This window comes from Curtobacterium sp. 'Ferrero' (genome assembly GCF_002412165.1).
Taxonomy (GTDB): Bacteria; Actinomycetota; Actinomycetes; order Actinomycetales; family Microbacteriaceae; genus Curtobacterium.
In genome coordinates, this window is the sequence record NZ_NXIA01000003.1 from 92,449 (window position 1) to 115,115 (window position 22,667).

The 22,667-nt window shown below is 71.7% G+C and carries 21 protein-coding genes; 10 read left to right on the forward strand and 11 right to left on the reverse strand.

Annotation, left to right across the window (positions count from 1 at the left end):
- Positions 1–162: 162 nt before the first annotated feature.
- Both Csp2054_RS04445 and Csp2054_RS04450 read right to left on the reverse strand, forming a co-directional pair.
- A complete protein-coding gene (locus tag Csp2054_RS04445) occupies positions 163–1,548 on the reverse strand; it encodes an NAD-dependent succinate-semialdehyde dehydrogenase (protein ID WP_096898103.1) in 1,386 nt (461 codons plus the stop codon).
- A 57-nt stretch (positions 1,549–1,605) separates the two neighbouring features.
- Complete coding sequence (locus tag Csp2054_RS04450; RefSeq protein WP_096898104.1) at positions 1,606–3,021, reverse strand: APC family permease; 1,416 nt, start codon at positions 3,019–3,021, stop codon at positions 1,606–1,608.
- Between the two features lie 335 nt (positions 3,022–3,356).
- On the opposite strand from Csp2054_RS04450, the gene Csp2054_RS04455 reads away from it, so the two are divergent.
- Complete coding sequence (locus Csp2054_RS04455) at positions 3,357–4,514, forward strand: alpha/beta hydrolase (protein WP_096898105.1); 1,158 nt, start codon at positions 3,357–3,359, stop codon at positions 4,512–4,514.
- Positions 4,515–4,534: 20 nt separating this feature from the next.
- Here Csp2054_RS04455 and Csp2054_RS04460 read toward each other — a convergent pair whose 3' ends face one another.
- Genes Csp2054_RS04460 through Csp2054_RS04470 form a run of 3 tightly spaced genes read right to left on the reverse strand, consistent with a single transcriptional unit; the run spans position 4,535 to position 7,486 of the window.
- Positions 4,535–5,551 carry an agmatine/peptidylarginine deiminase gene (locus Csp2054_RS04460; protein ID WP_096898106.1) on the reverse strand — a complete coding sequence of 339 codons (1,017 nt, stop codon included), beginning with the start codon at positions 5,549–5,551 and terminating at the stop codon, positions 4,535–4,537.
- Positions 5,548–6,600, reverse strand: coding sequence for a nitrilase-related carbon-nitrogen hydrolase (locus tag Csp2054_RS04465; RefSeq protein ID WP_096898257.1), 1,053 nt, complete (start codon positions 6,598–6,600; stop codon positions 5,548–5,550). Before Csp2054_RS04465 ends, Csp2054_RS04460 begins: the two co-directional genes overlap by 4 nt.
- Before the next feature lie 43 nt (positions 6,601–6,643).
- A complete protein-coding gene (locus Csp2054_RS04470) occupies positions 6,644–7,486 on the reverse strand; it encodes a helix-turn-helix transcriptional regulator (RefSeq protein WP_096898107.1) in 843 nt (280 codons plus the stop codon).
- Between the two features lie 127 nt (positions 7,487–7,613).
- Here Csp2054_RS04470 and Csp2054_RS04475 point away from each other — a divergent pair, with 127 nt between their 5' ends.
- A complete protein-coding gene (locus tag Csp2054_RS04475) occupies positions 7,614–8,546 on the forward strand; it encodes an SDR family oxidoreductase (protein WP_096898108.1) in 933 nt (310 codons plus the stop codon).
- Here the strand turns inward: Csp2054_RS04475 and Csp2054_RS04480 are convergent.
- Genes Csp2054_RS04480 through Csp2054_RS04500 form a run of 5 tightly spaced genes read right to left on the reverse strand, consistent with a single transcriptional unit; the run spans position 8,539 to position 13,923 of the window.
- On the reverse strand, positions 8,539–9,207 hold the full coding sequence (locus Csp2054_RS04480; RefSeq protein WP_096898109.1) for a DUF1345 domain-containing protein: 669 nt from the start codon (positions 9,205–9,207) through the stop codon (positions 8,539–8,541). The genes Csp2054_RS04475 and Csp2054_RS04480 overlap by 8 nt on opposite strands.
- A gap of 58 nt (positions 9,208–9,265) precedes the next feature.
- Positions 9,266–10,651 carry a flavin monoamine oxidase family protein gene (locus Csp2054_RS04485; protein ID WP_096898110.1) on the reverse strand — a complete coding sequence of 462 codons (1,386 nt, stop codon included), beginning with the start codon at positions 10,649–10,651 and terminating at the stop codon, positions 9,266–9,268.
- A complete protein-coding gene (locus tag Csp2054_RS04490; RefSeq protein WP_096898111.1) occupies positions 10,651–12,015 on the reverse strand; it encodes an NAD(P)/FAD-dependent oxidoreductase in 1,365 nt (454 codons plus the stop codon). The genes Csp2054_RS04485 and Csp2054_RS04490 overlap by 1 nt, the downstream gene beginning before the upstream one ends.
- Before the next feature lies 1 nt (position 12,016).
- On the reverse strand, positions 12,017–13,444 hold the full coding sequence (locus Csp2054_RS04495) for an aspartate aminotransferase family protein (RefSeq protein ID WP_096898112.1): 1,428 nt from the start codon (positions 13,442–13,444) through the stop codon (positions 12,017–12,019).
- Positions 13,441–13,923, reverse strand: coding sequence for an Lrp/AsnC family transcriptional regulator (locus tag Csp2054_RS04500; RefSeq protein WP_096898113.1), 483 nt, complete (start codon positions 13,921–13,923; stop codon positions 13,441–13,443). The genes Csp2054_RS04495 and Csp2054_RS04500 overlap by 4 nt, the downstream gene beginning before the upstream one ends.
- A 133-nt stretch (positions 13,924–14,056) precedes the next feature.
- Between Csp2054_RS04500 and Csp2054_RS04505 the strand changes: the two genes are divergently transcribed.
- The 6 genes from Csp2054_RS04505 (at position 14,057) to Csp2054_RS04530 (ending at position 20,290) form a co-directional block, all read left to right on the forward strand.
- Positions 14,057–15,535, forward strand: coding sequence for a gamma-aminobutyraldehyde dehydrogenase (locus tag Csp2054_RS04505; RefSeq protein ID WP_096898114.1), 1,479 nt, complete (start codon positions 14,057–14,059; stop codon positions 15,533–15,535).
- A gap of 43 nt (positions 15,536–15,578) precedes the next feature.
- Positions 15,579–16,760, forward strand: a complete 1,182-nt coding sequence (locus Csp2054_RS04510; protein WP_411897135.1) for an ABC transporter ATP-binding protein — start codon at positions 15,579–15,581, stop codon at positions 16,758–16,760.
- Positions 16,757–17,968 (forward strand): PotD/PotF family extracellular solute-binding protein, encoded by a 1,212-nt coding sequence (locus tag Csp2054_RS04515; RefSeq protein ID WP_096898116.1) that lies wholly within the window; start codon positions 16,757–16,759, stop codon positions 17,966–17,968. Before Csp2054_RS04510 ends, Csp2054_RS04515 begins: the two co-directional genes overlap by 4 nt.
- Positions 17,965–18,894, forward strand: a complete 930-nt coding sequence (locus Csp2054_RS04520; RefSeq protein ID WP_217990865.1) for an ABC transporter permease — start codon at positions 17,965–17,967, stop codon at positions 18,892–18,894. Before Csp2054_RS04515 ends, Csp2054_RS04520 begins: the two co-directional genes overlap by 4 nt.
- Complete coding sequence (locus Csp2054_RS04525; RefSeq protein ID WP_096898117.1) at positions 18,891–19,781, forward strand: ABC transporter permease; 891 nt, start codon at positions 18,891–18,893, stop codon at positions 19,779–19,781. Before Csp2054_RS04520 ends, Csp2054_RS04525 begins: the two co-directional genes overlap by 4 nt.
- A gap of 65 nt (positions 19,782–19,846) precedes the next feature.
- Positions 19,847–20,290, forward strand: coding sequence for an arsenate reductase ArsC (locus Csp2054_RS04530; protein WP_096898118.1), 444 nt, complete (start codon positions 19,847–19,849; stop codon positions 20,288–20,290).
- A 52-nt stretch (positions 20,291–20,342) separates the two neighbouring features.
- Here Csp2054_RS04530 and Csp2054_RS04535 read toward each other — a convergent pair whose 3' ends face one another.
- Positions 20,343–20,705, reverse strand: a complete 363-nt coding sequence (locus Csp2054_RS04535; protein WP_141399126.1) for a hypothetical protein — start codon at positions 20,703–20,705, stop codon at positions 20,343–20,345.
- Between the two features lie 257 nt (positions 20,706–20,962).
- Here Csp2054_RS04535 and Csp2054_RS04540 point away from each other — a divergent pair, with 257 nt between their 5' ends.
- Entirely contained in the window at positions 20,963–21,832 is an 870-nt protein-coding gene (locus Csp2054_RS04540) for a matrixin family metalloprotease (RefSeq protein ID WP_141399127.1), read from the forward strand.
- 24 nt (positions 21,833–21,856) lie between these two features.
- Positions 21,857–22,579, forward strand: a complete 723-nt coding sequence (locus Csp2054_RS04545; RefSeq protein ID WP_096898121.1) for a GntR family transcriptional regulator — start codon at positions 21,857–21,859, stop codon at positions 22,577–22,579.
- The last annotated feature ends 88 nt before the right edge of the window (positions 22,580–22,667 follow it).

A 22,667-nucleotide genomic window follows, 5' to 3' on the forward strand; every position in this document is an offset into this window, starting at 1 on the left:
TCGCGCCCCTCGGAGACTGCTGTACCCCGTTCGCTCCCGGTAGGGGGACGCGCGTCGCGCGCCGATGACGGACGGGAGGCGCGGCACCAGCCGGCACCGCGCCTCCCGTCCGTCACCGGGTCGCGTCGCGTCGCGTCGCGACGCGACGTCGGCCCGGCGCCGTCACCCGATGCGGATGAGCTTCTTGTTGACGAACTCGTCGATGCCGAACGACCCGAGCTCGCGGCCGAACCCGCTCGCCTTGACGCCACCGAACGGCAGCTCCGGGCTGTCAGCGCCGACGATGTTCACGTAGACCATCCCGGCCTCGATCCGGTCGGCCACGCGGAGGGCCTGGTCGTGGTCGGTCGTGAACAGGTAGGACCCGAGGCCGAACGGGGTGTCGTTCGCGATGCGGACGGCCTCGTCCTCGTCCGCGACCCGGTGCACGACGGCGACGGGACCGAAGAACTCCTCGCGGTACGCGTCGTTGTCCGGCGACACGTCGGTCAGGACGGTCGGGACGAAGGCGTTGCCCTGCCGGGTGCCACCGATCAGGACCGTCGCCCCCTGCGCGCGGGCGGCGTCGAGCTGCTGCTCGAGACGATCGGCGGCGGTGGGCGAGGACAGCGGGCCGAGCTCAGCGCCGGGCGTCGCGGGGTCGGTGGGCGACACGGCTGCCATGGCGGCGGTGAAGCGCTCGACGAACGCGTCGTACAGGCCGTCGACCACGAGGAACCGCTTCGCCGCGTTGCAGACCTGCCCGTTGCCCTCGAGCCGAGTCGCGACGGCGGACTCGACGACCGCGTCGAGGTCGTCGGTGGAGAGCAGGATGAACGGGTCGGAGCCGCCCAGCTCGAGCACGACCTTCGTGAGGTTGCGGCCGGCGATCTCGGCGACGGCCGCGCCGGCCCGTGCCGAGCCGGTGAGCGAGACGCCCTGCACGCGCGGGTCGGCGATGACGTCTTCGACCTGGTCGTTCGTCGCGAACACGTTCGTGTAGGCGCCCTCGGGGAACCCGGCCTCGTGGAAGATGCCCTCGATCGCCAGCGCCGACTCGGGGCACTGCGGTGCGTGCTTCAGCAGCACGGTGTTGCCGATGAGCAGGTTCGGACCGGCGAACCGGGCGATCTGGTACGCCGGGAAGTTCCACGGCATGATGCCGAGCAGCACCCCGACCGAGGTCTTGCGGACGAACGCGCTGCCCTCGGACCCCTCGGCGAGGGTGATCGGCTGGTCCGCCAGGAACGTCTCGGCGTGGTCCGCGTACCAGTCGTAGATGTCGGCGCAGAAGTCCACCTCGCCCAGGGCCTGGTCGATCGGCTTCGCCATCTCGCGCACGATGGTGGCGGCGAGGTCCTCGCGTCGCTCGCGGTAGAGCTCGGCGACCCGGTGGACCAGGACGGCGCGGTCGGCCACGGTGGTGTCGCGCGACCAGGTGGAGTGGGTGCGGTCGGCCGTCGCGACCGCCTGGCGGAGGGCGTCGTCGGTGATGGTGTCGAACCGGGCGCGCACCTCGCCCGTGGTCGGGTCGGTGACGGCGTAGACGGTCTCGGTGGTGCTCGGCATGGTGGTGGCCTCCCTGGTGTCCCTGGTGGACGTGGTCCGTGGTTCCTGCTGTTCTTCCTACAACTCGGCGTCGGTCAGCTGCTTGTTCACGCCGGTGACGGGCTGGTTCTCGTCGAAGCCCTTCGGAGCGACCCGGAAGCCCTTCGTGATCACGAGCAGGTAGGCGAAGCCGATCGCCGCCCACACTCCTCCGGCGATCAGTGCGTCGGCGTGGAGCTGCGACCACAGCACGCCGGTGAGGACCATCGCCACCCCCGGCAGGACGATGAACCGCCAGACGTCCGCCGGGGTGCGTCGCCGGCCCTGCCGCCAGGCGAAGTGCACGATCACCGTGGCGTTGACGAAGGTGAAGGCGACGAGCGCGCCGAAGTTGATGTACGACGAGATGGTGTCGAGCGAGAAGGTCATCGCGAGCAGGGTGACGGCGCCGACCACGATGACGTTGAACACCGGCGTGCGGGTCTTCGGGTGCACGTAGCCGAACACGCGCTTCGGCAGCACGTTGTTCCGTCCCATCACCATGAGCATCCGCGCGACGCTTGCGTGCGAGGCCAGTCCGGACGCCAGCGCGGCGACGAAGCCCGCCGAGACGAGGACCGCCTGGAACACCCGACCGCCGACGAGCAGCCCGATCTGCGGCAGCGGGTCGTCGGTGAACTCGCCGAACGGGGCGTTGGTCGGGAAGCGCAGCTGGGCGGAGTACGAGGCGACGAGGAAGATCAGGCCGCCGAGGAGGACCGTCAGCATGATGGCCCTCGGCATGATGCGGATGCTCTTCGCCTCCTCCGCGTACATGGTCACCGCGTCGAAGCCGATGAACGAGAAGCACACCACCGTCGCGCCGGTGAGGAGCGCCGACATCGTCACCCCGTCGTGCACGAACGGCTCCGCGCTGACGACCGTGCCCGCACCGGCGCCCTCCGCGAGCTCGATGACCGCGAAGACCACGAACGCCACCATCGCGAGGACCGCGCCGACGAGCAGCACCATGTTGAGGTTCGACGTGCCGCGCATCGACAGGCAGATGACCGTCGTGACGAACACCGTGTAGACGACGACCGTCACCCAGGACGGCAGCGCCGGGAACACCTGCTCGAGGTAGAGCCGGATGATCAGCGCGTTCACCATCGGCAGCAACAGGTAGTCGAGGAGCGAGGCCCACCCGACCATGAAGCCCGCGTTCGGGTGGATCGACTCCCGCACGTAGGTGTAGGCGGACCCGGCGGCCGGGTAGACCCGGACCATCTTGCCGTAGCTGATCGCGGTGAGCAGCATGATCACGAGCGCGACGAGGTACGCGCTCGGGACGGCACCGTTCGTCTCGTCGGAGACGATCCCGAACGTGTCGAACACCACCGTCGGGGTCATGTAGCCGAGCCCGAGGCCGACGATCGCCCACAGCCCGAGGTTCCGCTTCAGGGCACCGCCCCGCGCAGGAGCACCGACGGTGGGGACCACGGTGGGTGATGCCATCTGACTTCCCTCCTCGACACCCGACCGGTGCCACGGCTGCGGCCGCAGGGCGTCGTCGCCCGGACCGGTTGCAGCACTGTACCGACGGGCTCCGGTCCAGCTGACCCGACGCCGTGTCCACCGGAACGACAGCGGCTAGACGTCATGTCAGTTGCTGTGGGGGTGCTCGACGGTCGCTGCGGGACGGCCACGAGGACCCTCAGCGATCCGCCCGTGCTCGGGGGTCCGTTCCCGGTGCCGGACCCTACGCTCACGCTCGGGCGCCCACCGCCGTGGGCAGCCGACAGCACCGCCGGCCGACCCGCCGACGCGGACCCCGAGGGCAAGGACGACCGATGGCACGAACACGAGCAGGCAGCAGCGGACCCGTCCGGCTCGTCGCGGTCGGGGTCGCGGCGGGGCTCGTGGTCGGCGCGGTCGGCGGGTGGGGCATCGCCGTCGGCGCGGGGCGGCACGACGGCGTGCTGGCGGCCAGCCCGACGGCCTCGGCGTCGGGCACCGTCGCGGTCCACGGGGGCACGGCCTCCGCCGGTGCCGCGTCCGCCGCCGCCTCGTCCGTGCCCACCTCGTCCGTGCCCGCCTCGTCCGTGCCCGACGGGCAGATCCCGGCCACCGAGGACCCGACCGGACACGCACCCGCCACCGTCGACCTCGCCACGAGCTGGACCGCACCGACCGACATGCCCGCGCAGGGACGACTCCTGCACGTCACGATCCCCGCCACCCGGTCCCACTTCGCCGCCCGGCAGGCCCTCCTCTACCTGCCCCCGGCGGCCCTGACGCCCGACGCCCCGTACCTGCCCGTCGACGTGCTGCTGTCCGGACAGTCGCGAGGTGCCGGCCCCGACGACGTGCAGAACGGCGGCCACATCGAGCAGACGATGGACGCGCTCGCCACCGTCGACCGCGGTCTGACCCCGATCGTCGTCGTCCCCGACCAGCTCGGCCCGCAGTCCGGCAACCCGATGTGCGTCGACGGCGCGCTCGGCAACAGCCGCACGTACCTGACGCAGGACGTCCCCTCGTGGATCGAGGCGCACCTGCGCGTCCAGACCGCCGCGTCCGCGTGGACCATCGGCGGGTTCTCCCAGGGCGGCACGTGCGCCATCCAGCTCGGCGCCGGCGACCCCTCGCGCTTCGGGAACCTGATCGACGTCTCCGGTGAGGAGGGCCCCACGCTCGGCACCGAGGCCGAGACCATCGCGAAGGGCTTCGCCGGCAACCGTGCCGCGTACCTGGCCGCGCAGCCCGCAGCACTCCTCGCCGCCGGGGCACCGTTCCGCTCGACGGACGCGTTCTTCGCCGTGGGCGCCCGCGACCGGACCTACGGCCCCGTCATGCCCGGCATGGCGGCGCGCGCCCGGGCCGCCGGCATGCACGTCGCGACGTGGGTCGTCCCCGGGGAGGCGCACAGCTGGATCACCGCCCGTGCCGCGCTCGCCGCCGGGGTCGCCTGGCTGCAGGCACGGCTCGGGTTGGCGCCGGGGGACTGAGCCGCGCGGGCCGGACGCGGCTACGCCTCGGTGCTCGGCTGCTGCTGCGTGATGCAGTGCAGCCCGCCACCACGGGCGAAGACCTCGCGTGCGTCGATCGTGTGCACCGCACGCCCCGGGTACACCTCCGCCAGGATGCCGCGCGCCCGGTCGTCGGCGACCGCGTCCCCGAACCCGCACGCGATCACGGCACCGTTCACCACCACGTGGTTGACGTAGTTCCAGTCGACGGGCCCGCCCTCGTCGGCGCGGGTGCCCGGTGCCGGGAGCTCGACGATCGCCGTGTCCGGCCCGATCGCCGTCTCGAGCGCCGCACGGATCTGCGGCACCACGAGGTGGTCCGGGTGCCCGGGATCCGGTTGGGCGTGGAGGAGCACGACGTCGGGCGCCGCGAAGGTCGCCACCATGTCGACGTGCCCCCGCGTCCCGAAGCCGTCGTAGTCCCGGGTCAGGCCACGCGGCAGCCAGACGACCTCGGTCGCGCCGATGGTCCGCGCCAGCTCCGCCTCGACCCGCGCTCGGTCGAGGTGGGGGTTCCGCCGGGGATCGAGCTGGACGGTCTCCGTCACGAGCACCCGTCCCTGTCCGTCGACGTGGATCGCACCGCCCTCGTTCACCAGGAGCGACGGCAGGAGCTCGGCGCCCGCCGCGGTGCCCACCGTCGCCGCGACCGCCGCGTCCCGGGTCCAGGTCGACCAGGCGTTCGCACCCCAGCCGTTGAACACCCAGTCGACGGCGCCGAGTCGATCGCCGTCGGTGACGAACGTCGGCCCGGAGTCCCGCATCCAGAAGTCGTCGAGGGGTGCCTCGAGGACGTCGACGTCACCCGCGAGGAGCCGTCGAGCGTCCGCCCTGGCCACGGGGTCGACGACCACGGTGACCGGCTGGTGGTCCGCGATGGTGTTCGCCGTCGTCGCCCAGGCGACGCGGGCGGCCTCGGCGCTCGCCGCGTCGTCGCCGAGGGTCAGGCCGGGGCGGGGGAACGCCATCCAGGTCCGGTCCTGCGGTGCCGTCTCGGGAGGCATGGTCCACGTCATGCGCGCACCGTCCGTCCGACGGCGCTCGCCCCGGCCGCGGGGGCGGCAGCCTGCTGCTCCGCCACCGCGCGGTCGGCCGCCTCGCGGGCGCCGAAGGCGTGGCGGTCCTCGTCGACGGGGGCGGTGAGTGTGCCGTACAGGTCGGGGCGCCGCGTGAGGGAGAACGGGAAGAGCCGGAGCCACTCGGTGCGCTGCTCCAGGTCGAGGTCCGCGACGAGGACGACGTCACCCGAGCGCGGTGCCTCGACGAGGACTCGCCCGAACGGGTCGGAGATGAACGACGAGCCGTAGAACGTGATGTCGCCCTCGTCGCCCCACCGGTTCGGCACCACCATGAAGAGTCCGGCCGTGATGCCGTTCGCGACGATGACGTGCCGCCAGATCGGGGCCGTGTCGAAGTCGGGGAAGGTCGGCTCGGAACCGATGGCGGTCGGGTACGCGAGGACCTCGGCGTCCGCCAGCGAGTACGCCCGGGCGACCTCGGGGAACCACTCGTCCCAGCAGGTCGGCAGACCGATGCGGGTACCCGCAGCCTCGTACACCGGGAAGGCATCGACGGCGGGGCCCGGCCGGAACCAGGCGTCCTCGTGGTAGCCGGCACTGATCGGGATGTGCGTCTTGCGCGTCCGGCCGACCAGGGAGCCGTCCGGGCCGACGAGCACCGCCGTGTTGTAGCCGCGAGGGTCCTCGGCCCGGTCGTCGTCGGCGGGCCGTTCGTACAGCGACGCGTGCACCAGGATCCCGTGCTCGGCGGCCTGGCCCCGCACGAACGTGGTCGTCGGCCCGTCGTCGAGCGACTCCGCCGAGTCCTTCGGGGTCCCGGTCGCCGGGGTGTCGGCGGGGTACCGGGACAGCGTCAGCTCGGGGAGGAAGACCACGTCGGCGCCCGCACGTGCGGCGGTCGCGATGCCGTCGGCCAGGACCGAGCGGTGCGCGTCGGGGTCGGCGTGCCAGCGGGTCTGCACGAGGGCGACCCGGGTCGACCTCCGTGGTCGGTCAAGGTCTTCCCGGAGCGGCGAGGGCTGCGGTCCGGCGGTGAGGACGTCCATGAGCGCCATTGTTGACCACATGATCAACGAGCGCAAGGGTCTGTCAGCGGTGCCCCACCGCCGCGCTGACCACCGCGAGCAACCGGAGTCGTTCCGCGGACTCGCTGCCGGGTTCCGCGGTGAAGACGAGGAGGCTCTGCGAGCTGTCGGGGTCCTGCAGCACCTGGCACTGGAGGGTGAGCACGCCGACCTCCGGGTGCCGGTACGTCTTCTGGTCCCGCGGCCGGATGCCCACCTCGTGCCGGGCCCAGACCTCCCGGAACTCGGCGCTCGTGGCGAGCAGTCGTTCTGCCATGCCGGCTGCGCGCGATCCGGGCCCGCGGCGGCCGACGACGTCCCGGAGGCCCGAGGCGTACAACCGCGAGAGGAAGGCGTGGTCCTCCACGGGGTGTACCTCCCGGGCACGGGGGTCGGTGAACCACCGGAACCCGATGCTCCGGTCGTCACCCCGCCGTCCGCTCGCGTCCCCGGTGAGCTCCGCGGCGAGGGGTGTCTGCCGCAGCGTCTCACCGAGCTCGGTCACGATCTCGGCCGGACTGTCCGCGAGCCGGTCGAAGATCCGCATCACACCGGGGCTCACGTGGTCCCCGCCGGAGGCCCGTGTCGGGGGTTCGTGGCCGGCGAGCCGGAACAGGTGGTCGCGCTCTGCGATCGTCAGCCGGAGGCCCTGGGCGATGGACGCGAGCATCTGGTCGGAGGGCTGGGGTCCGCGCTCGCGCTCGAGGCGCGCGTAGTAGTCCACGGACATGTTGCTGAGGAGCGCCGCCTCCTCACGCCGGAGCCCGCTCGTGCGGCGGCGCGCGCCACGGGGCAGTCCGACGTCCTCCGGCTGCAGCGACGCACGACGACTGCGGAGGAACCCCGCCAGGGACGCTCGGTCGATCATGCGCCCATCCTCTCCCAGCGCTGACTCCTGAGCCACGGATCGACGGGCCGTGGTTGCGCCCGCGGGGTCGGCGAGAGGATCACCCCGGGCGCTCGTCGGGAGCGGACCAGGACGGACGAGGTGGACCATGGCACGGAACGAACAGCTGACCCTCCCGGACCTCGGCGGGCGGCGGGTGCTGGTGACCGGCGCGAGCGACGGCATCGGGCTGGAGATCGCGGCGCGGTTCGCCGGCGCCGGAGCCGAGGTCGTGGTGCCGGTGCGGAACCGCGACAAGGGAACGGCAGCGGTCGCCGAGATCGTCGACCGTCACCCCGACGCTGCGGTGGTGCTCGAGGACCTCGACCTGGCGTCGCTGGCGTCCGTCGCAGCGCTCGGCGAACGCCTGCGCGCGGAGGGCACACCGCTCGACGTGGTCGTCGGCAACGCCGGGGTGATGAACCCGCCGCAGCGCCAGAGGACCCGGGACGGCTTCGAGCTGCAGTTCGGGACGAACCACCTCGGGCACGTCGCCCTGGTCGGCGAGCTGCTGCCCCTGCTGCGGAGCGCTCATGGACGCGTCGTCATGCAGTCGAGCGTGGCCGCGCGACGGGCGTCGATCCGATGGGACGACCTGCAGTCGGAGCGGGACTACGACGTCGCTCGCGCCTACGCCCAGTCCAAGCTCGCGTGCGCGTTGTTCGCGCTCGAGCTCGGCCGCCGGAGCCGGGCCGGCGGCTGGGGGGTGTCGGCCGCGGTGAGCCACCCGGGTGTCGCCCCCACCAACCTGCTCGCCGCGCGTCCGGAGATCGGCCGGTCCGGGGACACGGTCTCGGTCCGGATGATCCGGTGGCTGTCCGCTCGCGGCATCCTCGCGGGGACACCCGCCTCGGCAGCGGAGCCGGCGCTCCTGGCCGCGACCGATCCCTCGCTCGACGGTGCGTTCGTCGGTCCGACCGGGCTCGGTCAGACGAGTGGACCGGCCGGTCGACGGGAGCCGTGGGCGCCGCTGCTCCGGGACGACGACGCGGCACGGCTGTGGGACGTGTCCGAAGCGCTCGTCGGCCGGACGGTCAGTTGATGATGTTCACCGCCCGCGAGATCACGAGGGCCAGCAGGATGAACCCGCCGACCGACTGGTAGGCCATGATCATCTTCGCCCGCGTCGTCATCGGCATCGTGTCCGTCGGGCTGAACGCCATCATGTTCGTCAACGCGACGTAGAGGTAGTCGAGGTACACCGGTCGCCAGTCGGCCGAGCGCGGGTCGGTCTCCTGCGGGAACTGGAAGTCGGCGCGGGCGGTCGCCCACAGCCCCGGCCGACGACGGGCCACCGGACCACCGCGGTCGAGCTCCCAGTACACGAGCCCGAACGCGATGATGCTGCTCACCCAGACCTGGAGCGCCGTGACCAGGACCGCGCCGCCGTCGGGGTGGCCGTGCAGGAGCTGGTCGACCGTCCGCACGACCGTCAACTGGTTCGCGAGGGTGAGCAGCACGGCGAGGGCGGTCGACACCCACCGCGACCACGTCGTCTCGCGGGTCAGCCGCCGCGGGTTGAAGACGATGAGCGGCGTGAGCAGGAGGACGCCGAGGAGCGGGACCACCCACGCGGGGAAGAACCGCACCTGGTCCGGCAGGAACAGGCTCAGGGCGAGGTTCACCAGGACGGCGACGGCCACCGGCGCACGGTGCTCGTGCTGGGCTCCGGTCGGCGTGGTCGGTGCGGTCGTCGCGCTCACGGTCGCCAGTGTCGCACCCGCGAGCGGTCCCTCCGGGCTGCGGACCGTGTGGGTGTCCTCAGTCGCCGCCCGCGTCGCGAACGCCGACCGCGCCGGGAGCTCCGACCACGCTGACCGGTTCGGCGAGGGTCAGCGGGTCGACGTCGTGTCCGAGCAGGCGCCCGGCGGCGCGCAACCCCGAGAGCAGGGCACCGTGCACCGTGGCGGGGTCCTCACCCCACGTGGCCTCGCCGGCGAGCTGCACCCGACCCGACGGCGTGCCGAGCAGGTCGTGGTCGTCCGGCGAGGCGCCGACGTGCAGGTAGGAGTACGACCCGCGGGCGTGGGGATCGGTGGCCCACCGGGTGATGCGCCACGACTCCGGCGCTGGCACGTCGCCGAACATCCGGCGGAGCGCGGTGACCGCCTCGTCGACGATCATCACGTCCGGGAGCTCCTCGACCCGCCGCGCACCCGTGCCACCGAGGAGCGCCGCGAGCACCGGCTCGCCCGTCACCCGTGACATGTCGTACCAGGAGTGGAAGTCCACCCCGGCGGGACCCTGCTGCCGGAGGACCCAGTCGTCGCCCCAGAACCGGGACGGGAACCGCAGGAAGACCTTGTCGTAGGTCCCCATGCCGAGCCGGTCCATCGCACCCCGGACGCGCGGGTCGAGCGGCGGGTCGAACACGACGCCACCGGCCTGCAGCACCCCGAGCGGCACCGTGACGACGGCGTGCGCGGCACGCAGGCGCGTCCCGTCCGCCAGCACGACGGTGACGTCCTGGTCGGTCGCGTGCAGCGAGCGCACCTCGTGGCCGGTCCGGACGTCCAGCCCGCGGGCGAACGCGGCGGCGTACTGCCCGTACCCACCCGGGAACACGACCTCGTCCCCGGCGACGTGCTCCTCGTCGAGGCCGTGCGCGTCGAGGACCGTCACGGGAGCGCCGCAGAGGTCCTCGGACCGGTGCGCCATGAACTCCCGCACCCGGACGGCCCGGTCGCCCTCGATCCGCAGGGCGCGCAGGACGGTGTCGACCGCGGCGGCGTAGGTCGAGGGCGGCGGGGCGTGCTCGACCACGGCGGGCAGGGCCTCGTCGACGGCGTGCAGGTCGGCGACGAACGACGCCGCCTCGGTCGGGGTGAGCCGACGGCCGTCCGGTGCGTGCCAGGCGATCGGACGGCCGGCGTACTGGAAGCTCCCGACGGTGAACTCGACGGTGTCGATGCCGAGCGCCGGGGCCAGGGCCCAGAGGGGGTTGCCGTCCACGCCGTGGATCCATGAGGCGCCGAGGTCGACCGGTACCCCGAGGGCGTCGTCGGTCCAGGTGCGGCCGCCGATCCGGTCGCGGGCCTCGAGCACGACCACGCTCCGACCCGCGAGCGCGAGTGCGCGGGCCGTGGCGAGACCGGAGACCCCGGCCCCCACCACCACGACGTCGGTGTCCGGTGCGGTGTCGGTCATCAGTGCCCTCCTGTCAGCGGTGCCATCAGCCGGGCGGCGAGGCTCGGCCGGCCGGTCAGGGCTTCCTCGCGGTCGGCCAGGTCGGTCGCGAGGAGCCCGGCGTTCGCCCCGAGGAACCGCAGTGGCTCGGGCTCCCAGTCGGGCGACCGGTGGTTCACCCACGGCAGCGCGGTCAGCGGCGAGGACACCCCGCGCACGAGGTCGGCGAGGGTCCGGCCCGCCAGGTTCGTCGTCGAGAGGCCGTCGCCGACGTAGCCGCCCGCGGTCCCGACGTGACCGTCCCACGTCACCGAGGCGCACCAGTCGCGCGGGACGCCGAGCGGGCCGCCCCAGGAGTGCGTCACCGGGGCGTCGGCGACGGCGGGGAACAGCTCCACGAGCGCCCGGCGCAGGTGGGCGAACACCCGAGGCACCCGGTCGTACCCGGGACGGATCGCGGAACCCCAGTGGTAGCGGGCGCCGCGGCCGCCGAACGCGATCCGGTCGTCCGCGGTGCGCTGCCCGTACACGAGCAGGTGCCGGTGGTCGGAGAACGTCTGCCCGTGCTCGAGCCCGATGCGGTCCCACACCGTAGCGGGCAGCGGTGCGGTGGCGATCATGAGCGAGTAGAGCGGCAGGACGCGTCGTCGCGTCTGTTCGAGCTGTGCGCCGTAGCCCTCCACCGCGACGACCACCGCGCCGGCCGTGACGGTCCCGCGGGAGGTGACCACCCGGCCGTGGTCCCAGGACGAGGCGGACGTCTGCTCGGCGATCCGGACGCCCCGTGCCTCCAGGGCGGCCGCCAGGCCACGGACCAGCGCAGCGGGCTGCACGCGCGCGCAGTCGGGTGTCCACGAGACGCCCGCGGTGCCCGCGGCGTCACCGGGACGGGCGTCGCGGTACGTCATGTCGTCGCCCCACTCGGCGGCCGACGCGACCTCGGCCCGGGCCGCACGTTCCTGCACGGCGGACCGCGCGTACAGGACGGTCCCGCCCTTCACGAAGTCGCAGTCGACACCGGCTTCGGCGGCAGCCCGGCCGACCTCGTCGACGGTGTCGCGCATGGCCGCGCGGAGTGCGCGGACGGCGTCGTGCCCGTGGCGTTCCGCGATCGACGCCGCGGACGCCGGGAACAGGGCGGAGCACCAACCGCCGTTGCGGCCGGAGGCACCGAACCCCGCGATCTCACGCTCCACGACGACGATGCGGAGGCCCGGATCGGCCTGGTGCAGGTACCACGCGGTCCAGAGACCGGTCAGTCCGGCACCGACGATGCAGACGTCGGCCGTGGTGTCGCCGTCGAGCGGAGGCCGGGGCGTCAGGTCGTCGCGACCGCTCGTGACGAGCGCGTCGAGCCAGAACGAGACGCCCCGGTGTGCGCTCATGTCAGAGCTTCGTCCACGCCTCGGTCAGCACGCTCCGCAGGATCGACGTGATCTCGCGGAACTCCGGCTGGCCGATGGTCAGCGGCGGAGCGAGCTGGACCACGGGGTCGCCACGGTCGTCGGCGCGGCAGTACAACCCCGCGTCGAACAGCGCCTTCGACAGGAACCCGCGCAGCAGCCGCTCGGACTCGGCGTCGTCGAAGGTCGTCTTCGTCGCCTTGTCCTTCACGAGTTCGATGCCGTAGAAGTAACCCGCGCCGCGGACGTCCCCGACGATCGGCAGGTCACGCAGCGTGTCGAGCTCGGCCCGGAACAGCGGCGCGTTGTCCTGCACGTTCTGCAGGAGCCCCTCTTCCTCGAAGATGTCGAGGTTCTCCATCGCGACCGCGGCCGAGACGGGGTGACCACCGAACGTGTAGCCGTGGTAGAAGGTCGTGTCGCCGGTCGAGAACGGCTCGAACAGCTTGTCGCTGATGATCGTCGCGCCGATGGGGGAGTAGCCCGAGGTCATCGCCTTGGCGCACGTGATCATGTCCGGCACGAAGTCGTAGGTGTCGCAGGCGAACATCGTGCCGATGCGGCCGAACGCGCAGATGACCTCGTCGGAGACGAGCAGCACGTCGTACTCGTCGCAGATCTCGCGGACGCGCTGGAAGTACCCGGGCGGTGGCGTGAAGCACCCGCCGGAGTTCTGCACCGGTTCGAGGAAGACCGCGGCGACGGTGTCCGGGCCCTCGAACTCGATCATCTCCCGGATGCGCTCGGCCGCCCAGATGCCGAACTCCTCCTCCGTGCCGCCGGGGAAGCCCATCTCGTCGGCGCGGTAGTAGTTCGTGTTCGGCACGCGGAACCCGCCCGGGGTGAGCGGTTCGAACATCTGCTTCATCGCCGGGATGCCCGTGATCGCGAGCGCTCCCTGCGGCGTGCCGTGGTACGCGACCGCCCGCGAGATCACCTTGTGCTTCATCGGCTTGCCGCGGAGCTTCCAGTAGTACTTCGCGAGCTTGAACGCGGTCTCGACCGCCTCGCCGCCGCCGGTGGAGAAGAAGACCTTGTTGAGGTCGCCGGGTGCCTGCTCGGCCAACCGGTCGGCCAGCTCGATCGCGGCGGGGTGCGCGTAGGACCAGATCGGGAAGAAGCTCAGGGTCTCGGCCTGCTTCGCCGCCATCTCGGCCAGGCGCTTGCGCCCGTGGCCCGCTGCGACGACGAAGAGCCCGGCGAGCCCGTCGATGTACTCCTTGCCGTGGCTGTCGTAGACCTTGTGGCCGTCGCCGCGGACGATGATCGGGACGTCGGCGCCCGCCTGGTTCGCGCCGTGCCGGGCGAAGTGCATCCAGAGGTGGTCGCGCGACTTGCGCTGCAGGTCGGCGTCGTCGACCGCGGCGAACGGGTCGTAGGAACCCAGGCGCGTGGGCTGTTGGATGGTCATCGCGTTCCCCAGTCGTAGAGCTGTTTGCGGAGTTGCAGGTACACGAACGTCTCGGTGCCGGCCACTCCGGGGATCGCCCGGATCGTGCCGTTGAGCAGTTCGATGAGTCCGTCGTCGTCCTCGCAGACGACCTCGACCATGAGGTCGAAGCTGCCGGCGGTCATCACGAGGTAGTCGACCGCCGGCAGCCGTTCGAGTTCGTCCGCGACGGTTCGGGTGTCGCCGCTGACCCGGATGCCGATCATCGCCTGGCGGTGGAAGCCGAGTTGCATCGGGTCCGTCACCGCGACGATCTGCATGACGCCGGTCTCCGTGAGCTTCTGCACCCGCTGGCGGACCGCCGCCTCGCTGAGACCGACCGCCTTGCCGATCTCGCCGTACGGGCGACGACCGTCCGCCTGGAGTTGCTCGATGATCCGCTTGGACGTCTCATCGATCGGACCAGGACGTCGAGGTGCTGCCGCCATGCCGGACAGCATGGCAGCGGCGGGTGCCGTGCGCAAGGGATTTCGTTGTGAACACGATGTTTCGCGACGATTTCCGTTGTTACAGTTCTCCACAACCTCGGAATTCTTCTTCCCGCGCCGGGCTTTCCGTGCCAGTATCGCCGCCATGCTGGACAGTGACACAGGCTCCCGCAGCACCACTCCGGGGGCAGCGACGCCCACCGGCGTGCTCCGGAACTTCGTCGGCGGCGAGCACGTCGACGCGCGGGGGGACGCCACGATGGACCTCGTCGCGCCCACCGACGAGCACGTGTACGGCACCGCTCCGGTTTCCACGGCGGCCGACGTCGACGCCGCCTTCGCCACGGCCGCCGACGCCTTCACCCGGTGGCGGCGGACGACGCCGGCGGAACGACAGCTCGCCCTGTTCCGGATCGCCGACGCGATGGAACGGCGGGCTGAGGAGTTCGCCGACCTCGAGTCGCTCGACACCGGCAAGCCCCGGGCCACCCTCGTGCAGGACGAGATCCTGCTGTCCGTCGACCAGATCCGCTTCTTCGCCGGTGCCGCGCGCAACCTCGAGGGCCGGAGCGCCGGCGAGTACCTGCCCGACCACACGTCGTTCGTCCGGCGCGAGCCGATCGGCGTCGTCGCACAGGTCACCCCGTGGAACTACCCGCTCAACATGGCGGTGTGGAAGGTCGCGCCGGCGCTCGCCGCGGGGAACACGACCGTGCTCAAGCCGAGCGACACCACGCCGCTCTCGACGCTCCTGCTCGCCGAGGTCGCCGCCGAGTTCCTGCCGCCGGGGGTCCTCAACGTCGTCCTCGGCGACCGCACCACGGGGGCCGCGATGATCGACCACCCCACGCCGCAGCTCGTGAGCATCACCGGCTCCGTCCGCGCCGGGATGCAGGTCGCCCGGGCCGCCGCGACCGACCTCAAGCGCACCCACCTCGAGCTCGGCGGCAAGGCCCCGGTCATCGTGTTCGACGACGCCGACGTCCCCGCCGCCGTCGCCGGGATCGTTGCCGCCGGGTTCTTCAACGCCGGGCAGGACTGCACCGCCGCGACCCGGCTGCTCGTGCAGGACGGCATCCACGACGAGTTCGTCGCGGCCCTCGTCGAGCACGCCCGGACGCACGCCCGGACCGGCCCGGACGTCGTGGACCCGGCGTTCGGTCCCGTCAACAACGCGGCACAGCTCGCCCAGGTCCGGTCGTTCCTCGACGACCTGCCCGACCACGCGTCCGTGGAGCTCGGTGGCCACCGGATCGGCGACCGCGGGTTCCACCACGAGGCCACGATCGTGTCCGGGCTCCGGCAGGACGACCGCATCGTGCAGCAGGAGGTCTTCGGCCCGGTCCAGACCGTGCAGCGGTTCTCGACCGAGGAGCAGGCCCTGGCCAGGGCGAACGACGTGGCGTACGGCCTCGCGAGCTCGGTGTGGACGACCGACCACGCGCGGGCGATGCGGTGCTCCCGCGACCTCGACTTCGGCTGCGTGTGGATCAACACGCACATCCCGATCGTCGCCGAGATGCCGCACGGCGGCTTCAAGCACTCCGGCTACGGCAAGGACCTGTCCCAGTACGGGTTCGACGACTACACCCGCATCAAGCACGTCATGTCCTACACGGGCTGACCCCGCGACGACCAGCACCCGAGCAGCAGGAGGCACCATGGCAATGACCGGCACGTTCGCCGAATCCGGAGCCGATCTGCGGCTCGACCAGATCACGAAGGCCTTCCCCGGCCACACCGCTGTCGACGCGCTCGACCTCGTGATCCCGGCAGGCTCCTTCTTCGCCCTGCTCGGCCCGTCCGGGTGCGGGAAGACCACGACGCTCCGACTCGTCGCCGGACTCGAGGAGCCCACGAGCGGCACGATCACGATCGGCGGCCAGGACGTCACCGACACCAAGGCGTACCAGCGCCCCGTCAACACGGTCTTCCAGAACTACGCGCTCTTCCCGCACATGAGCGTGCTCGACAACGTCGCGTTCGGGTTGAAGCGCCGGAAGATCGCCGACCCCGTGACGAAGGCGCGCGAGGCGCTCCGGCTCGTCGAGCTCGAGGGGTCCGCGTCGAAGCGACCCGCCCAGCTCTCCGGCGGCATGCAGCAGCGGGTCGCCCTGGCCCGCGCGATCGTCAACCGGCCCGCGCTCCTGCTCCTCGACGAGCCGCTCGGCGCCCTCGACCTCAAGCTGCGGCACCAGATGCAGTTCGAACTCAAGGCGATCCAGGCCGAGGTCGGGCTGACCTTCCTGCACGTCACGCACGACCAAGAGGAGGCGATGACGATGGCCGACACCGTCGCCGTCATGAACGGCGGACGGATCGAGCAGCTGGGCAGCCCGCAGGAGCTCTACGAGCTGCCGCGGACGGCGTTCGTCGCGAACTTCCTCGGCCAGTCGAACCTGTTCGAGGGCGAGGTCACGGGCACCGACGGACCGCTGCTCGTCGTCCGGACCGCGGCCGGCTCGCTCGCCGTGCCCGCCCACCGGGCCGTCGCGACCACCGGCCGGGTCGTCGTGGGCGTCCGACCCGAGAAGCTCAAGATCCGCACCGCGGAGCCGTCGCCCGAGGCCGGCCGGAACATCCTCGGGCCCGGCCGCATCGTCGACGTCTCGTTCTCCGGCGTGAGCACGCAGTACCTGGTCGACGTCCCCGGCGCCGGGCACGTCTCCGTGTTCGCGCAGAACTCGAAGGGCGGGCCGCGGATCGCCCCGGGCACCGAGGTCTGGCTGACGTGGGGCGTCGACCACGGATTCGGCCTGGAGGCGCACCCCGCGTCCGACGCGACGGTCACCACCCAGGGCGACCCGGGCCTCCAGTCCGCACCGGCGACCGCAGGAGCGGTCGCGTGAGCGGGCGGCCGGACCTGCTCCGCGGGCTGACGTCCGCGCGCGTCAGCCGACGCGGGTTCCTCGCCGGCGGCGGCGCCGCCGCGATCGCCGCGCTGCTCGCGGGGTGCAGCATCGAGGGATCGGCGGCCTCGCTCGCGGACCACCCGGTCGACTGGAAGCGGTTCTGGGCGGACGCGAAGCCGACGAAGCAGCTGAACTTCGCGAACTGGCCGCTCTACATCGACTCGGACAAGGGCAAGTCGGAGTCACTGCAGCTGTTCGAGAAGGCCACCGGCATCTCCGTCGACTACCAGGCGGTGATCCAGGACAACGCGACGTTCTACGCGACGGTGTCGCCGATCCTCCGCGCACAGGGATCGACCGGGTACGACCTCGTCGTGATGACGAACGGCTTCGAGCTGACGCAGATGATCAAGAACGGCTTCGTGTGCGAGCTCGACCACTCGCGGCTGCCGAACTTCGCGAAGTACGCCGGCGACTCCGTCAAGGACCCGACGTACGACCCCGACAACGCGCACTCGGTGGTGTGGCAGACGGGGTTCACCGGGCTCGCCTACAACCCGAAGTACGTCGACCGCGAGATCACGTCCTTCCAGGACCTCCTCGACCCGGCGTTCCGGGGTCGGGTCGGGCTGATGAGCGACAACACCGAGCTCGGGTCGCTCGCGCTGCTCGCCAACGGGATCACACCGGAGACCTCGACGCCGTCGGACTGGCGGAAGGCCCAGGCCTGGTTGCGGAAGCTCCGGCCGAGCGTGACCGGGTTCTACGACCAGAGCTACATCAACAAGCTCGAGAACGGCGACACCTGGATCACGCAGGCGTGGTCCGGCGACGTGTTCCAGGCACAGCAGTCCGGGTTCGAGCACCTGAAGTTCGTCACGCCCGAGGAAGGGCAGATGATGTGGCACGACAACCTCATGATCCCGAGGCAGGCGGCGAACCCGCTGTCGGCCCTGGCGTGGATGGACTTCTACTACACGCCCGAGATCGCGGGCATCGTCGAGGACTACGTCAACTACGTGTGTCCGGTCCCGGGGGCGCAGGCCTACGTCCGCGACGTGCTCGACGACCCCACGGTCGCCGACAGCCCGCTCGTGTTCCCGTCGCAGGACGTCCTCGACCGGTCGCACGAGTTCCGCGTGTTCGAGAACTACGACGAGTACTCGGAGTGGAACGGCATCTTCAACGCGGTGGTGCAGTCGTGAGCGGGCCCGGCACCTCCACCGTCGGGACGGCTGCGCTCGCCGGCCTCGGGAGCGGACCGGCACGACGGCGACTGCGCGTGCCCTTCCTGCTGGCCGTGGTGGGCACCGTCTACCTCTGCGTGTTCTTCGTGATCCCGCTCGTCTCGGGGCTCATCGTGTCGCTCATGTCGGGGAACCCCGACGACGGCTACACGTTCACGTGGAACTTCGGGATCTACTCGTCGCTGTTCGTCGACCCGCAGGTGCCGTACCTGACGTTCCTGCTCCGCTCGCTCTGGTACGGGCTCGCCGCCACGATCGTGACGATCCTCGTCGGGTACCCGATCGCGTACTTCATCGCGTTCCGGGTCTCGCCGCGCTGGAAGAACCCGTTGCTCATGCTCGTGTTCATCAGCTTCCTGGTGTCGTTCGTGATCCGGACCGACATGTGGGCGTTCGTGCTCGCGTCGCAGGGGCCGGTCGTGACGACGCTGCAGGCGATCGGCCTGGCCGGCAAGGACTTCCACATCCTCGGTACGTCGGGGGCGGTCATCTTCGGCGACGCGTACAACGACCTCGCGTTCATGGTGCTGCCGATCTACGCGGCACTCGAGCGCATCGACCCGAGGCTCGGCGAAGCCGCCCACGACCTGTACGCCGGGAGGTTCCGGGCGTTCTGGCACACCACGCTCCCGCTGTCACGGTCCGGCATCTTCGCGGGCGTGCTGCTCGTGTTCATCGACTGCGTCGGCGACCCGGTCAACTCGGCGCTGCTGGGCGGGACCAACACGTACACGATCGGTCAGGCCATCCAGGACGCCTACTCCGGCAACCAGCAGTACAACGTCGCCGCGGCACTGTCGACCGTGCTCATGGTCGTGCTCGGCATCATCCTGTTCATCTACGCCCGGGTGTCCGGCACCGACGACCTGGAGGACCTCGTATGACCGCCGTCAGCCCGACCCGTCCGGGGCCCACCGCGCCCGCGTCGCCCGTCACCGCGGGCGCGGCCGTCCGCCCCGGTCGCCGTCGCCGCGGGGGAGCGACCCGCCGCGGGCCGTGGCTCGCCGTCGTCTACTGGGTGGTCATCGCGATCACCCTCGTGCCGATCGTCTACATGATCGCCTACTCGTTCAACGACGCACCGACGAACCGGCTCACGTTCGCGTGGAACGGCTTCACGACGTACTGGTACCAGAACCTCTGGAACGTCTCCGGGCTGGGGTCGGCCTTCGTGACGTCGGTGGTCGTGGCCTTCCTGGCGGCGATCGTGTCCGTGGCGATCGGCCTGCCCCTCGCGCTCGCCCTCGAGCGCTACCGGTTCCCGGGGCGCGGCGTGGTGAGCTCGATCGTGTTCGCCGACATCGCCGCACCCTCGATCGTCGTCGGCTCGGCATCGCTGTCGTTCTTCCTGTCCGTCGGACTCGGCACGGGCTTCCTGACGATCCTCATCACGCACGTGGCGTTCGACGTGGCGTACGTCGTCGTCGTGCTGCGCGCGCGGATCGCCGGCACCGCGCGGGTGCTCGAGGAGGCGGCGAGCGACCTCGGCGCGACACCGTTCCAGGCGTTCCGGCTCGTCACCCTGCCGCTCCTCGCGCCGGGCATGCTCGCCGCCGGGCTGCTCGCGCTCGCGATGTCGATCGACGACTACGTCATCACCTCGTTCGTGGCGGGGCCGTCCGTCACGTTCCCGCTGTTCGTGTACGGCGCCGCGAAGGCCGGGATGCCGCCGCAGGTGCTCTGCTTCGGGACGCTCGTGTTCGCGGTCGGTCTGCTCGTCGCACTGCTCAACGGCGCCCTGAACCGGCGGTTGGCGCGGACGCGAGGGTAGCTCCGTCGCCGGGGGTAGGCCGGTCGGTCGGGCAGACTGGGCACACCGACCGGAAGAGGAGCCCGATGCCTGACACCACCACCGACACCACCGCCACCTCGTCGGTGACCGTGCTGTTCGTCTGCGTCCACAACGCGGGGCGCTCCCAGATGGCGGCCGGGTACGCGCGGGCGATCGGCGGCGACCGCGTCCGGGTGCTCTCCGGTGGGTCGGAGCCCGGCGCGGAGATCAACCCCGTCGCCGTGGCGGCGATGGCTGAGGAGGGCATCGACATCACCGGGAACACGCCGCAGCTGTTGCTCACCGAGGACGTCCGGGCATCGGACGCGGTGATCACGATGGGCTGTGGCGACGCGTGCCCGATCTTCCCGGGCAAGCGGTACGAGGACTGGGAACTCACGGACCCCGCCGGCAAGGGCATCGACGACGTCCGGCCGATCCGCGACGAGGTCCGGCGTCGGGTGACCGAGCTGTTGGCCGAGCTGCTGCCCGAGCGCGCGGACAGCTGAGCGCGCGGACGGCCGAGTGCCGGACGCCGCGCGCGCCCACTGCGCAGCCGGGTCAGGACCGCCGGGCGAAGAACGGCCGCGCCGACGGCAGGAACAGCAGCACCGCCGCCACCGCCGAGAGTGCCACCAGCAGGACCGTCGACAGCCCGTCCCCGATGCTCAGCAGTGCCCGGGCGGCCGCGACCACCACGAGGACGATCCGCCAGGTCGCCGATCCCTGCCGGACCCGCACCACCGCCCACCCGACGAGTCCCCAGACCACGAGGGAGAGCACGACGGACACCACGGTGACGAGCACGGTCGACGGGAACTCGACGAAACCGACCACGGACGCCAGCACACAGCCCGCCAGCCACACCAGCCAGAGCACGACCGACACGGTCACCACCTGCGGACGCACCGTTCCCGAGGACACGGGACGAGCGTAGCCGCCTCCCACGGCCTGTTCGGGGGGCTTGACCGCGCGGCACCGAGGTTCGCACACTTGCTGGGCCGCCGAGCGACCGGGACACCGCCGGGGGCGGAGCCAGGGAGGGCATCATCGTGCGCAGGACGCGTGCGGTCGCAGTGGCGGCCGCGATCGGGATCGGGACCACGGCCGTCGTCGGCGTCGGCGGAGGACCGGCACAGGCCGTGACAGCTCAGTCGCTAGCGGCTTGTCGCGGGACGCAGGTGACGCTCGGGCAGCTCGCAGCGGGCTGCACCCCGGCCTCCGGGACGGTGGTGGTCGTCGGTGGTCGGACCATGACGATCCCGTCCCCCGGTGTCACGGTGACCGCTGCCCCGGTGGCAGCGGTCGGTTCCGTCGACCCGGGCGACGTCTCGGTGACGAACACCGGACGGACGGGTGTGGCGATCCGGCTCGACGACACCTGGACGGGCGCACCCGCGGCGGTCCGCCAGGAGCGTGCCGCGACCCAGCGTCGGTCGCTCGCGGCGACACTGGCGCAGCCGGCGACGGCGCGGGGGACGACCGTCGCCGCGAGTTGCGGCAGCAAGGCGTACACAGCCCTCGGGTACCGGTGGGCGAGCGTCGTCTCGTGGAGCTACAACCCGAACAACCAGAAGGTCTCCGGTGCCGCGGCGATCGGGGCCGGCGCGGACGCGTGGACGGGGCGGATCAGCTCCTGCGGGAAGACGGTCACGTCGCGGGCGGACGACACCTACCGCGGAGTGCTGAAACGGGCGATGGGGGTCACGGCGAAGGGCGGGTGCGGTTCGTCGGACGGATCGAGCGTCGCCGGGTGGGGATCGCTGTCCTCCGGGGTCCTGGCCGTGACCTGCGTGTGGTCACGGAGCGGTACGGCGACGGAGGTCGACCAGCGCTACTCGACGGGGCACGTCTGGTCGGCCACGACCACGTGCTCCGGGTCCCGCTACGACCTCCGCGGGGTCGCGACGCACGAGTGGGGGCACGCGTACGGCCTCGGGCACACGCCGCAGGCCTCGGGGTTGGTGATGAAGCCGGCTTCGGCGCCGTGCGACACCGCCCAGCGGACCCTGGGACTCGGCGACGTGCTCGGCATCGCGGCCGTTGGCTGATCGTCGATTCTCTATGATCGGAGGATGACGAGCGCCACGACCGTCGCCGGGTTCGGCACGCAGCGGATCACCCAGCTCGGCCTGCGGGACCGCGTGTACGACCGGGTGCTCGAGTTCCTGATGGGCCACGACGTCGAGGCCGGGATGCGGCTCTCGATCGACGGGCTCGCCCGCACCCTCGGCGTCTCGCCGACCCCGGTGCGGGAGGCGCTCGTCCAGCTCGAACGCACCGGACTCGTGACGCGTGAGGCGAACAAGGGGTACCGGGTGGCGCCGCCCCTCGCGGGCGATCAGCTCGAGGCGCTCTTCGACGCCCGGCTCATCGTCGAGAGCGGTGCCGTGGAGCTCGCCGCCCACGGGGACGTCGCCGTGCTCCGGGAGCGTCTCGCCGCGGCGCTCGCGGTGCAGGCCGCCGTGGCCGACGAGATCGCGGCAGTCCCGGGCGACTCCGTGCCCGACGAACTCACCGCCCGTTTCTTCCGGAGTGACTGGGACTTCCACCAGGTGCTGTTCGACGCGACGCACAACCCGTTCCTCGAGGAGATGTCCGAGATCATCACCACCCGCGTGCACCGCGCACGGCAGATCGTCGGCGGTGGCGACGACGACACGGAGCGTGCCGTGCAGGAGCACCGGTCGATCCTGGACGCCCTCGCGGTGAGCCCGTCGGCGGCCGTGTCGGCCATGCGGGTCCACATCGACAACGTGCGGGTCCGTTCCCGCGCGGACGCGTCGCACCAGTCCTGACCCGCGGTCCTGATCACGCAGGATGGTTGCGCTCTGCGCTCGTGCGACTATATTTCCTATAGGAAAGAGGTTCAGAGCAGAACCCCGC